The organism is Streptomyces toyocaensis, assembly GCF_000725125.1.
Lineage (GTDB): Bacteria > Actinomycetota > Actinomycetes > Streptomycetales > Streptomycetaceae > Streptomyces > Streptomyces toyocaensis.
This window is the reverse complement of sequence record NZ_JFCB01000016.1, coordinates 109,650-122,783: the sequence shown is the minus strand read 5'-3', so window position 1 is coordinate 122,783 and position 13,134 is coordinate 109,650. Positions and strand designations below refer to the sequence as shown.

Genomic DNA, 13,134 nt, shown 5'->3' with positions numbered 1-13,134 from the left:
TCAGTACGAGGTTTGAGTTATTGCGCTGTTATCAAAAGACCATGCGCCCGTTGCGATGTCCGTTAGTGGTTGTTACGCGAAGTAACCATGGCTCCGGGTTCGTCTGCCGTCAAAGCGCGTCGCGGCCCGATCGGACGCTGCGGTACCCTGACGCCATGCGTGCCGTACGCCTTCTGCTTAGCGAGCCGCGCTGATCAGTCCCGACCGCCGGTGACCGGCAGGTCGGAATCGGCGCGGCGTCCCCTCCTGTGCGAGGGGATTTTTCATTTCCGGCAGTCGCAGCAGCAGGCAGAGACGATCGATGGAGCTTTGAGGATCATGAGCGAGACGAACCCCGCAGCCGCGGAGGCCGCGCCGCACCGCTACACGGCCGCCCTGGCCGCCGAGATCGAGGCACGCTGGCAGGACTTCTGGGACGCCGAGGGGACGTACGCCGCGCCCAACCCCAAGGGTGACCTGGCGGGCGACCCGGAGCTGGCCGCCCGGCCCAAGAAGTTCATCATGGACATGTTCCCGTACCCCTCCGGTGCCGGCCTGCACGTCGGTCACCCCCTGGGCTACATCGCCACCGACGTCTTCGCCCGCTTCCAGCGCATGACCGGGCACAACGTCCTGCACACCCTGGGCTTCGACGCCTTCGGCCTGCCCGCCGAGCAGTACGCCGTGCAGACCGGCACGCACCCGCGCGTGTCCACCGAGGCCAACATGGAGAACATGAAGTCCCAGCTGCGCCGGCTGGGCCTGGGCCACGACAAGCGCCGGTCGTTCGCCACGATCGACCCGGACTACTACAAGTGGACCCAGTGGATCTTCCTGCAGATCTTCAACTCCTGGTACGACGACGAGGCGGGCAGGGCCCGTCCGATCACCGAGCTGGTCGCGCAGTTCGAGTCCGGTGAGCGTGCCGTACCCGGCCACACGCGCCCGTGGGGGGAACTGAGCGAGGCGGAGCGCGCCGACGTCCTCGGCGGGTTCCGCCTGGCCTACGCCTCGGACGCGCCGGTCAACTGGTGCCCCGGCCTGGGCACCGTCCTGGCCAACGAGGAGGTCACCGCCGAGGGCCGCTCCGAGCGCGGCAACTTCCCCGTCTTCAAGGCCAAGCTGCGCCAGTGGAACATGCGGATCACGGCGTACGCCGACCGCCTGCTGGACGACCTGGACGCCCTGGACTGGCCCGAGGCCATCAAGCTGCAGCAGCGCAACTGGATCGGCCGCTCCGAGGGCGCCCGCGTCGACTTCCCCATCGACGGCGAGAACATCACCGTCTTCACCACCCGCCCCGACACGCTGTTCGGCGCCACGTACATGGTGCTGGCGCCCGAGCACCCGCTGGTCGAGAAGTTCACCCCGGACGCCTGGCCCGAGGGCACCCACGAGGTGTGGACCGGCGGTCACGCGACGCCCGCCGAGGCCGTCGCCGCCTACCGCGCGCAGGCCGCCTCGAAGTCCGACGTCGAGCGGCAGGCCGAGGCCAAGGACAAGACGGGTGTCTTCATCGGCGCGTACGCGACCAACCCGGTCAACGGCGAGCAGGTGCCCGTCTTCATCGCCGACTACGTGCTGATGGGCTACGGCACCGGCGCGATCATGGCCGTCCCGGCCGGCGACCAGCGCGACTTCGAGTTCGCGCGCGCCTTCGAACTGCCGATCCGCTGCGTCGTCGAGCCGACCGACGGCCGCGGCACCGACACCTCCACCTGGGAGGACGCCTTCGGGTCCTACGACGCGAAGATCATCAACTCCGCCAACGACGAGATCAGCCTGGACGGCCTGGGGGTCGTCGAGGCCAAGGCGCGCATCACCGAGTGGCTGGAGCGCGAGGGCCGCGGCGAGGGCACCGTCAACTTCCGCCTGCGCGACTGGCTGTTCAGCCGCCAGCGCTACTGGGGCGAGCCCTTCCCCATCGTCTACGACGAGGACGGCATCGCCCACGCCCTGCCCGAGTCGATGCTGCCGCTGGAGCTGCCCGAGGTCGAGGACTACAGCCCGCGCACCTTCGACCCGGACGACGCCGACACCCAGCCCGAGACGCCGCTGTCGCGCAACGAGGACTGGGTCCACGTCACCCTGGACCTGGGCGACGGCCGCGGTCCGCGCCGCTACCGCCGCGAGACCAACACCATGCCCAACTGGGCCGGTTCCTGCTGGTACGAACTGCGCTACCTGGACCCGCACAACGGCGAGAAGCTGGTCGACCCGGAGATCGAGCGGTACTGGATGGGCCCGCGCCAGGGCATGCCGCACGGCGGTGTCGACCTGTACGTCGGCGGTGCCGAGCACGCCGTGCTGCACCTGCTGTACGCGCGCTTCTGGTCCAAGGTGCTGTACGACCTGGGGCACGTGTCGTCGGCGGAGCCGTTCCACAAGCTGTTCAACCAGGGCATGATCCAGGCCTACGTCTACCGCGACAGCCGGGGCATCGCCGTACCGGCCGCCGAGGTGGAGGAGCGCGACGGCGGCTACTGGTACCAGGGCGAGAAGGTCACCCGGCTGCTGGGCAAGATGGGCAAGTCCCTGAAGAACGCGGTCACTCCGGACGAGATCTGCGCCGAGTACGGCGCCGACACACTGCGCCTGTACGAGATGGCCATGGGCCCGCTGGACGTGTCGCGCCCGTGGGACACCCGTGCGGTGGTCGGTCAGTTCCGGCTGCTGCAGCGGCTGTGGCGCAACATCGTCGACGAGGCGACCGGGGAGGTCACCGTCGTCGACACCGACGACGTCGACGAGGACACCCTGCGCGCCCTGCACAAGGCGATCGACGGCGTGCGCGGCGACCTGGAGGGCATGCGGTTCAACACCGCCATCGCCAAGGTCACCGAGCTGAACAACCACCTGACCAAGCGGGGAGGAGCGCTGCCGCGGCCGGTTGCCGAGTCCCTGGTGCTGCTGGTGGCGCCGCTGGCCCCGCACGTCGCCGAGGAGCTGTGGCGCAAGCTGGGGCACGCCGAGTCGGTGGTGCACCAGGACTTCCCGGTGGCCGACCCGGCGTACGTGGTCGACGAGACCGTCACCTGCGTCGTGCAGATCAAGGGCAAGGTCAAGGCGCGGCTCGAGGTGTCCCCCGACATCTCCGAGGACGAGCTGGAGAAGGCCGCGCTGGCGGACGAGCGGGTCGTCGCGGCGCTGGACGGGGCCGGGATCCGCAAGGTGATCGTACGGGCGCCGAAGCTGGTGAACATCGTTCCGGCGTGAGGTGGGCGCGCCAGGTGACCGCGTGAGGTGAGCGAGGGCAGCCGGGGCCGGGACCAGGGCTCGGGGTCGTCCCCTACGGGCAGGATCGGGGTTCTCGAGGAACTTCCGGCCTGCCCGTTGCGTTTACCGTTGAAGAGCGGCACGGAGTGTGCCGGGACAGGCCGAAGGGCCCGGGAGGAGAGCCTCGTGGAAGCGGTGTTCGCAGTGGTCGCCCTGCTCTTCGTGCTCCTCGTGGTGCTCGGCGCCTACGCCACGGTGAAGGTCGTCGGCGCTGCGAAGCGCAGCGCGGACCGCCACATCACGCAGGCCCGCCGCACGGTCGAGGACCACACCCTGAGGGCCAAGGCCTTCGCCCAGTCCGGACCGGCCGGTGAGATCGCGCAGCTCCGGCTCACGCTGCGCACCTCCATGCGGGCCACCCAGGACGCTCTGGAGGCCACCGCCGCCGAGGACGCGTCCCTCAAGGAGTCCCTCGGGCTCTTCCAGCGGCTCAGTGAGCACGGTCGTGAACTGGACGGCGAGCTCAGGCGCATGGAGTCAGAGCCGGACCGCGCCACCCTCGCCGCGCGGCTGCCCGGGCTGCGCGAGCGCACCGAACGCATCACGAGCTCCGCGGACTCCCTGCGCTGGGCCGCCCGCGACCGCGCCCGCCGCTTCGCGGACGACGACCTCGACTCCCTGAGCGGCCAGATCGACATGGAGGCCGGTGCCCTGCGGCACTGGACCACCACGGAGGCGCAGCCCGCGCCGCCGCGCCGGCCCGAGGCTCCCGCCGCCGACGCCCCGACGGACGGTCGGTCCCGGCCGGAGGCGCAGGAGCCCGCCTCCGGGCACAGGGCGGGGCAGGACCCGGCGCGGGCCGCCCTCGACCCGCCGGCGCCGCGGCCCACGTACTCCTGGCAGAAGAAGCCGCGCCCCGAGAGCACCACGTGAGCACCGTGTGATCCCGCCACGGCCGGACGCGGCCCGCGGGGCCGGACTGCCGCACGGGCACTACGCCAGGTAACCTCCAGCTCATGTCCCGCCATGTCGCGATCGTCACCGATTCAACGGCCTACCTTCCGGCCCGGACGATGGAGCGGCACCGCATCACGGCGGTACCCCTGACCGTGGTCCTCGGCGACCGCGCGCTGGAGGAGGGCACGGAGATCTCCACCCGTTCCCTCGCGCAGGCCCTGCAGAAGCGGCGCCCGGTCACGACGTCGCGCCCCGGACCCGAGGTCTTCGCCGAGACCTACCGCAGGGCCGCCGAGTCCGGCGCGAGCGGCATCGTCTCCCTGCACCTGTCCGCCGAACTCTCGGGCACCCACGACGCGGCGGTCGTCGCGGCCCGCCAGGCACCGGTGCCGGTGCGCGTGGTGGACACCGGGATGATCGCGATGGCGCTCGGTTTCTGTGCCCTGGCGGCCGCGGAGACCGCGGAGGCGGGCGGCACGGTGGACGAGGCGGTCACGGCCGCGGAGAAGCGGGCGGCGGCCACGTCCGCCTACTTCTACGTCGACACCCTCGACTATCTCCGCCGGGGCGGCCGGATCGGCGCCGCGCAGGCCCTGCTCGGCTCGGCGCTCGCGGTGAAGCCGCTGCTCCAGCTGGCGGGCGGCCGTATCGAACCGCTGGAGAAGGTGCGCACCGCGTCCAAGGCGATCGCCCGTCTGGAGGAGATCGCGGCCGATCGGGCGGGTGGCGCGCAGGTGGACGTGGCCGTCCACCATCTCGCCGCCCACGAGCGCGCGGCGGCGCTCGCGGAGCGGCTGCGGGTCCGGTTGCCGGGCCTGGCCGACCTGCACGTCAGCGAGGTGGGCGCGGTGATCGGGGCGCACACGGGACCCGGGTTGCTGGGGGTCGTGGTCTCGGCCCGGTGAGGCGCCCGTCCGCGGCCCGGCGCTCGTACGGGTGACGGAGTTGTCCACAACCGGTGAGTAGTCCCCGGGAATCGGGCAAGATCATCGCGGTCCGGCGAGGTGCCGGATCCTCGACGCATGGCACTTCGATCACGCTCACGCACAGCGACCCCGACCAGTGGACCGGGCCGTGGCCCCGCGTCCGACCACCGCGTCCGCCACCGCCGCACCGGCGGGTCCCGTTCCCGGGCACGGCACGGGTACCGCCCCCGCGACCGTCTCGCGTCGGCGGAGGAACTCCGGCGACGGGCGGAGGCGCTGTTCGGCGAGAGCGACGGGGGTCCGGGTTCCGCCGGGGCGGGCGCCAGGGGCGCCGGGCGGGTGCCGAGCTGGGCGCTGGACGGGGCGGGACGCGGCGGGCGGGCCGATGCGTCGGCGGCCGTGCACCGTCCGGAGGCGGCCGGTGCGCATCGGTGGGCGGCTCCGCACCGTGCCCGCGGGATTCCCGTCGGCGGCGGGGTTCCCTTCGACCGCGAGGCCGGGTACCGCACGGGCGCGAACGACCCGGCCCCGGTGGCGCGTTCGCTCCCGACGGGGCGCCCGGCCGTCGTTCCGCGCGCGGCGGCCGCGGACCCGGCGGTGAGGATCGGCCACACGGCGCGTCCGGTGAGCGGGGCCCGTCCCGCCGCGGCGGCCGGGGTGGGAGGGGCGGACGGCGGCGGCGCGGGGTCCGTTGACCCGGGGACGCCCGCGGGGGTGCCGGAACCGGGGCCTCCCGCGGGCGGCGAACCGGAAACCTCCGTGGGCCGGCGGGTGGGGCTCGCCGTGCGGGAGCGCCTGCCCCTGTGGATGCAGGCACGCTGCGGGCTGGAACGGCGCAGCGTCGTCGCGCTGTCGGCGCTGCTCGTGCTCGTCCTCGGCTTCGCCGTCCAGCACTTCTGGACGGGCCGGACACAGCCGGTGAGCGCCCCGGAGGTGGTGCGGGCGGCCCAGTCGCCCGTGGAGCGGGCGAACGGGGAGGACGGCGCACCGGGCGCGCCGGCCGGCGCGGCGAAGGACGGGGGCACGGCGGCCCCGCGGATCGTGGTCGACGTCAGCGGCAAGGTGCGCGAGCCGGGCATCCACCGCCTCCCGGCCGGTTCACGCGTCGAGGACGCGCTGCGGGCGGCGGGTGGAGTGCGTCCCGGCACCCGGACCGACACCCTGAACCGCGCCCGTTTCCTCGTCGACGGTGAACAGGTGGTCGTAGGAGGTCCGGCACCGGCCGCGGCGGCACCCGGCGGCGGCACCGGCACGGCGGCAGGAGCCGGTCCCACCGCGCCGGTGTCCCTCAACACCGCCACCCTGGACCAGCTCGACGCCCTCCCCGGCGTCGGCCCCGTCCTGGCCCAGCACATCGTCGACCACCGCACCAGGAACGGCGGTTTCCGCTCGGTGGACGAACTGCGCGAGGTCAACGGCATCGGCGACCGCCGCTTCGCGGATCTGCGGAACCTCGTACGCCCATGAGCACAGAAACGACGGCGCCACCGCCCACGGCACCCACCGCGCGGCGGCCCGTCCACGCGACGTCCGGCAAGCGGCTCGGCGCCGCGCACCCGAGGCAGGAGGGGCCGGCGGACCTCCGGCTGGTCCCGCCCGCCCTGGCCGCGTGGGCCACGGCGGCGCTGACGCTGCACGCGCCGCCCGCCCCGGTGGTGGGCGCCGTGCTCCTCTCCCTGCTGACGGCCCTCGCCCTCCTCGTGACCGCGAGCCGCGTGCCGGGACGGGGACGCGCCGCCGCCCACGCCGTCGCCGCCGTGCTGCTCTGCGTCGCCGCTGCCGCCGGCTCGGCGGGGCTGCACGGCGCCGACCTGCGGCGGGGCCCCGTCCCCACGCTGGCGCGGGAGTACGCCGGGGTCACCGCCGAGATCGAGATCACCGCCGACCCCCGGCTCACCCGGCCCCGGGTCAGCGGGAACCGCATGGCCCCGCCGTCCGTGCTGATCGAGGCCGACGTGCGGCGGGTGGAGCGACCCGGTCGAGCGGTGCGGGCGACCCGGGCACCCGTGCTGCTGATCGTCGACGTCCGCCCGCCCGGGCGAGCCGCGCCGGCGGGCGGGCGGAGCTCCCCCTGGCTCCGCCTGCTCCCCTCCACCCGGCTGCGCGTGGAGGCACGGCTCGCCCCGGCCCTCGGGGGTGGTGACCGGTTCGCCGCGGTCCTGCGGGTGAAGGGCGGGGAGGGGCCGCGGACCGTGGGCGGGCCGTCGGGACCGCAACGACTGGCGGGAGGGCTGCGGGCCGGTCTGCGGGAGGCGACCGACGAACTGCCCCCGGACGCGAGGGCGCTGCTGCCGGGGCTGGTCGTGGGGGACACCGCGCGGATCAGCCCGGAGCTGGACGAGGCGTTCAGGGAGACCGACCTCACGCACACGCTCGCCGTCTCGGGCGCCAACTTCACCATCCTTCTCGCCCTGCTCCTCGGCCCTCCCGGCCTGGCGCAGCACACCGAGCGCCGGGGCCTCGCGCCCCGCCTCGGCATCCCGCTACGGGCCACGGCACTGCTGGGCGCGGCGCTGTCCCTCGCCTTCGTCGTCGTGTGCCGGCCCGACCCCAGCGTGCTGCGGGCCGCCGCCTGCGGATCCGTCGCCCTGCTCGCACTCGCCACCGGCCGCCGCAGATCGCTGATCCCGGCCCTGGCGACCGCCGTACTGCTCCTGGTGCTCTACGACCCCTGGCTGGCCCGCAGTTACGGCTTCCTGCTCTCCGTGCTGGCCACCGGCGCGCTTCTCACCCTCGCTCCGCGCTGGAGCGCCGGACTGCGCCGGCGCGGCGTCCCGCCCCGCTTCGCGGAGGCGCTGGCCGCCGCGGGTGCCGCGCAGGCACTGTGCGCGCCGGTGGTCGCCGTGCTCGCGGCACGGGTGAGCCTCGTGGCGATCCCCTGCAATCTGCTCGCCGAGTTCGCGCTCGCGCCCGCCACGGTGCTGGGCTTCCTGGCCCTGGCCACGGCCCCGGTCGCGATGCCGGCGGCCCGCGTCCTGGCCTGGTGCGCGAGCTGGCCCGCGGAGTGGATCGCGCGGGTCGCCAGGACCGGTGCCGCGCTCCCCGGCGCGGGCGTGGACTGGCCCGGCAGCTGGACCGGAGCGGCGGCGCTCGGCGCCGTCACCCTGGCCGTGCTGCTCGTGGTGCGGCGCTTGCCGGGACATCCCTGGTGGTGCGGTGCCTGCGCACTGCTCCTGGTGCTGGTGGTGGCGCAGCCCCGGCCACTGACCCGGGTGGTCACGGGCTGGCCGCCGCCCGGCTGGCGGATGGTGATGTGCGACGTGGGCCAGGGCGACGCGGTGGTGCTGGCGGCGGGCCCGCGCTCCGGCGTGGTGGTCGACACCGGACCCGACCCGGCCCTGGTGGACCGCTGCCTGCGCTCCCTGGGCGTCACCCGCGTTCCCCTCGTCGTCCTGACCCACTTCCACGCCGACCACGTGGCGGGCCTGCCCGGCGTGCTGCGTGGACGCGAGGTGGGCGCCATCCAGGCGACGACCCTCGAAGAGCCCGCCGAGCAGGCCGCGTTCGTACGGCGACTCGCCGCAGCCCGGCACGTCCCGGTGACGCAGGCCGCCGCCGGTGAGGTGCGGCGCGCGGGCGGTCTTTCCTGGGAGGTGGTGTGGCCGCCACCGGGCGTCCACCTCGCCGCCGAGGGGCCGAACGACGCCAGCGTGGCCATGCTGGTCCGCACGGCTGGCCTGCGCCTGCTGCTGCTCGGCGATCTGGAACCCCCGGCCCAGCGGGCGCTGGCGAGGTCACCGGCGGCGCGGCGGCTGACCGGCGTGGACGTGCTCAAGGTCGCCCACCACGGCTCGGCCCACCAGGACCCGGACCTGCTGCGCCGGGCGGCGCCACGGCTCGCGCTGATCAGCACGGGCGAGGACAACACCTACGGCCACCCGGCCCCGGGTACGGTCGCCGCCCTGCGCGCCGGGGGCGCGACGGTGCTGCGCACGGACCGGGACGGGGCGCTGGCGGTGACCGCCGGGGAGGACGGGGGAGGGGAGCTGCGGGTGGCGCGGCGCTGAGCAGGGCGGGGCCAGGCCGCCTTTCGTGCCGGGCCTCCGGGGGTTAGGCTCGGCGCGGCGATTCACCCACGAGGAGCTGAGGCATGCCCGGTTCTCCGAGCGCGCGTTGACGTTGGGCCGTGACCGGCCCGTCATCGCGTGCTGCCCTTGATGATGCGGCACAGCGAGCCTTTCCCTGCCCGGACCGTCGGCGCACCTTTCGTGCGACCGGTGGCGGGCCTCGTCGCCGGCAACCCGAGGGATCCCCGTGCCGTCCGCCTCCTCCGCTTCCTCCCCTTCCCCCGCCGTGTCCGACTCCCGTCGGGCCGGCCCGCCGAGCCTCTGGCGCAACTCCGACTTCCGCAGGCTGTGGACCGGTCAGACGGCCTCCCAACTCGGTGAGCACACGACGCTGGTGGTGCTGCCGCTCCTCGCCGTCCTGACCCTCCACGCCGACGCCGGACAGCTCGGTGTCCTGCGCGCGGTGGGGCAGGCACCGATCCTTTTGCTCTCGCTCTTCGCCGGCGCGTGGGTGGATCGGTGGCGGACCCGCACCACGATGGTGCTCACCGATGCCGGCCGGGCCCTGGCCCTGGGCGCCGCCGCCGTCGCCGGTCTCTTCGGCCTGCTCGGCCTTCCCGCCCTGCTGATACTCGCCTTCGCCGTCGGAGCCCTGTCCGTGTTCTTCGACGTGGCCTATCAGGCGTCTCTCGTGCGACTGGTGGAACGCGACCAACTGGTGCGGGGCAACAGCGCGCTCGAGGGCAGCCGGTCCGCGGCCCAGATCGGCGGCCCCGCTCTCGGCGGCGCGCTGGTGTCCCTGCTGTCGGCGCCGGTCGCCGCCGCCGCGGGCGCGCTGTTCTTCGCGCTGTCGTTCCTGTCGATCCGGCGGATCCGCCGGACGGAGGCGATTCCCGGGATCCGCCGGACCGGAGCGCTTCCGAAGAGATGCAGGACCGGAGTGATGTCGAGGATCCGCAGGAACGCGGCCGTCCCCGAGCGCCCGGAACCCGCCCCTCGCGTCTGGCGGCGGATCCACGACGGCCTGCGCTTCGTCGCCGGCGACGGCGCGCTGCGGGCGGTGTGTCTGGCCTCGGCCGCCTTCCAGTTCTTCTTCGCCGCCGTGATGACCGTCTATCTGCTCTTCCTGCCACGGGAGCTGCTCCTGCCCGGCACCGTCGTCGGGCTGGCGCTCACGGCGGCGGGACCGGGCGCGCTCCTCGGCTCACTGCTGGCCGCCCGGCTGCCGGGCCGGTTCGGGCACGGCCCGGTGCTCGTGTGCGCGGCGGCAGTCGGCGACGGCGCGTTCCTGTGTGTGCCCGCGCTGGACGGCTCGTCCGCGGTGACGGTTCCCGCGCTGCTCGCCGTCGGGTTCGTCTTCGGCTGCGGCGGCCAGTTGGTGAACGTCACGGTCATGGCCGTCCGGCAGGCCGTCACTCCGGACGGGATGCAGGGCCGCGCGGCCGCGACGATCACGTTCGTCGGCATGGGGATGACCCCACTCGGTTCGCTGGCAGGCGGCTTCCTGGCGGAGGAGTGGGGGCTGCGCACCGGCCTCCTCGTGACGGCCGCGGGCATGATGCTGTCCCCCGTGGTCATGGCGGTGTCCCCGCTCGCCCGCCTGGGACGCCGGCTTCCGGGCACCGCCCGCGCCGCGGACGGCGACCGGTGCTGAGAACAGGGGGCGGCGAGCGCGGGGTGGCGCCACACTGAGGACATGACTGACCGCATGAACCCCGCGGCGATCGACGCCTACCTGCGCCGGCTGGGTGTCGAACAGCCCGCATGGCCCACCGTGGACGCGCTGCGCGAGCTGCACCTGCGGCATCTGGAGACCGTGCCGTTCGAGAACCTGTCCGTCCATCTCGGCGAGGAGATCGTGCTGGACGAGAAGCGGTTGCTGGAGAAGGTGGTGGAGGCGCGGCGGGGCGGGTTCTGCTACGAACTGAACGGCGCGTTCGGGGCGTTGCTCGCCGCGCTCGGCTACGACGTCACCCTGCTCGCCGCGCGGGTGTACGGGGACGGGGGCCGGCTCGGCATCCCGTACGACCATCTCGCGCTGCGCGTACGGACGGTGGACGGGGGCGACCGGCTGGCCGACGTCGGTTTCGGCGCGCACTGCCATCTGCCGCTGGCCTTCGGGGAGCGGGGGGAGCAGGAGGATCCCGGGGGTACGTTCCGGATCGTCGAGGCGGGGGAGGACGCCGCCGGGGTGCGTGGCGGGCACGACACGGTGGAGGCGGCGGATCTGGACGTCTTCCGGGACGGACGGCCGGTGTACCGCCTGGAGGTGCGGCCGAGGGCGCTCGGCGACTTCACGGCCGGGGCCTGGTGGCACAGCAGTTCGCCGGCCTCCCACTTCACCCGGTCGCTCGTGTGCTCCCGGATCACCGGGGACGGGGGACGCATCACGCTCAGCGGCCGGCGGTTCACCGTCACCGCGCCGGACGGGACGCGGCGGGAGCGGGAGACCGGGACGGACGAGGAGGTGCTGGCGCTCTACCGGGACCGGTTCGGGATCGCGCTGGACACGGTGCCGACGGTGCGGGAGACCGGACGGGAGCGGCTGGCCCCGGTGCCGGACAATGGCCCGTGTGAGTGATGTGCGACATGTGCTGGTGCTGCCCGACCGCGAGGCCGCGGAAGAGGTGGCCGAGGTCCTCGGGGAACGGTTCGGTGTGGACGAGGAGCCCCGGCTGGTGCGGGACGCGCTCGCCGGTGAGGACGACGCGGAGGACGCCCAGTGGCTCGTCGTCCTGCGCGACGAGGCGCGGCGGCTGGACCCCGCAGAGCTGAACGAGTTCGTGGCCGGGTGGGAGGGGTGGCGGGAGGAACCGTAGGGGGCGCCCGGCGGCGGGCGGCGTTGTCAGTGGCCCGTGGGATGCTTGTCGCGATGGCCAGGAAGACCGGATCCGACGACCCCCTCGCCCCCCTGACGCTCGCCGTGGGCCAGGAGGAGCTGCTGCTCGACCGCGCCGTGCAGGAAGTGGTGGCCGCCGCCAAGGCCGCCGACGCCGACACGGACGTACGCGACCTGACCCCCGACCAGCTCCAGCCCGGCACCCTCGCCGAGCTGACCAGCCCCTCGCTCTTCGCGGAGCGCAAGGTCGTGGTCGTGCGCAACGCGCAGGACCTGTCGGCCGACACCGTCAAGGACGTGAAGGCGTACCTCGGGGCACCCGCCGAGGAGATCACGCTCGTGCTGCTGCACGCGGGCGGCGCCAAGGGCAAGGGCCTGCTCGACGCGGCGCGCAAGGCGGGTGCCCGGGAGGTGGCCTGCCCGAAGATGACCAAGCCGGCGGACCGGCTGGCCTTCGTGCGGGGCGAGTTCCGGGCCGCCGGCAGGTCCGCCGCACCGGAGGCGTGCCAGGCGCTGGTCGACGCCGTCGGCAGCGACCTGCGCGAGCTGGCGTCGGCCGTCTCCCAGCTGGTCGCGGACGTCGAGGGCACCATCGACGAGGCGGTCGTCGGCCGCTACTACACCGGGCGGGCCGAGGCGTCGAGCTTCACGGTCGCCGACCGTGCGGTCGAAGGACGCGCGGCGGAGGCCCTCGAAGCCCTGCGCTGGTCGCTGTCGACCGGCGTGGCCCCGGTGCTGATCACCAGCGCGCTGGCCCAGGGCGTCAGGGCGATCGGCAAGCTGTCGTCGGCGCGCGGCGGCAGACCCGCCGATCTGGCCCGCGAGCTGGGCATGCCGCCGTGGAAGATCGACCGCGTGCGGCAGCAGATGCGCGGCTGGACCCCGGACGGCGTGGCCGTGGCGCTGCGCGCGGTCGCCGAGGCCGACGCGGGAGTGAAGGGCGGCGGGGACGACCCGGAGTACGCGCTGGAGAAGGCGGTCGTCACCATCGCGCGTGCGGCGCGGTCGAGGGGACGGGCGTAGGGCCAGGTCGTCCGGATGGTCGGGACGGGATCGCCGACGTGGACGAGTGCGCCGAGGACCTCGACGAGGCCAACGACTCCTGGGCGTGAGGCAAAGGCCGAAGACCCCGCCCGCCACCCCGGGGAAGGGTGGCGGCGGGGCCTTCGGATGAAGAGTGTGAACTCGTACCCGCGTGGCGAACGCAGGC

9 protein-coding genes are annotated in these 13,134 nt (G+C 74.2%); all 9 read left to right on the top strand.

Annotated features, from left to right (window positions below; all coding sequences use genetic code 11):
- Positions 1-318 precede the first annotated feature (318 nt).
- Complete coding sequence (gene leuS / locus BU52_RS18675) at positions 319-3,195, top strand: leucine--tRNA ligase (protein ID WP_037935775.1); 2,877 nt, start codon at positions 319-321, stop codon at positions 3,193-3,195.
- A gap of 186 nt (positions 3,196-3,381) precedes the next feature.
- Positions 3,382-4,128 carry a hypothetical protein gene (locus BU52_RS18670; RefSeq protein WP_037935773.1) on the top strand — a complete coding sequence of 249 codons (747 nt, stop codon included), beginning with the start codon at positions 3,382-3,384 and terminating at the stop codon, positions 4,126-4,128.
- Positions 4,129-4,211: 83 nt separating this feature from the next.
- A complete protein-coding gene (locus tag BU52_RS18665; RefSeq protein ID WP_037935771.1) occupies positions 4,212-5,057 on the top strand; it encodes a DegV family protein in 846 nt (281 codons plus the stop codon).
- Positions 5,058-5,174: 117 nt separating this feature from the next.
- Positions 5,175-6,545: a ComEA family DNA-binding protein gene (locus BU52_RS36415; protein ID WP_407702048.1), complete on the top strand. Its 1,371-nt coding sequence runs from the start codon at positions 5,175-5,177 to the stop codon at positions 6,543-6,545.
- Positions 6,542-9,085 (top strand): ComEC/Rec2 family competence protein, encoded by a 2,544-nt coding sequence (locus BU52_RS18655; RefSeq protein ID WP_051858355.1) that lies wholly within the window; start codon positions 6,542-6,544, stop codon positions 9,083-9,085. Before BU52_RS36415 ends, BU52_RS18655 begins: the two co-directional genes overlap by 4 nt.
- 247 nt (positions 9,086-9,332) lie before the next feature.
- Positions 9,333-10,739 carry an MFS transporter gene (locus BU52_RS18650; RefSeq protein WP_037935769.1) on the top strand — a complete coding sequence of 469 codons (1,407 nt, stop codon included), beginning with the start codon at positions 9,333-9,335 and terminating at the stop codon, positions 10,737-10,739.
- Between the two features lie 54 nt (positions 10,740-10,793).
- Positions 10,794-11,666: an arylamine N-acetyltransferase family protein gene (locus BU52_RS18645; RefSeq protein ID WP_051858353.1), complete on the top strand. Its 873-nt coding sequence runs from the start codon at positions 10,794-10,796 to the stop codon at positions 11,664-11,666.
- The gene (locus BU52_RS18640; RefSeq protein WP_037935828.1) at positions 11,659-11,904 is read left to right on the top strand and encodes a hypothetical protein; all 246 of its coding nucleotides are present in this window, start codon (positions 11,659-11,661) and stop codon (positions 11,902-11,904) included. The genes BU52_RS18645 and BU52_RS18640 overlap by 8 nt, the downstream gene beginning before the upstream one ends.
- Before the next feature lie 53 nt (positions 11,905-11,957).
- On the top strand, positions 11,958-12,947 hold the full coding sequence (gene holA / locus BU52_RS18635; RefSeq protein ID WP_200881213.1) for a DNA polymerase III subunit delta: 990 nt from the start codon (positions 11,958-11,960) through the stop codon (positions 12,945-12,947).
- The last annotated feature ends 187 nt before the right edge of the window (positions 12,948-13,134 follow it).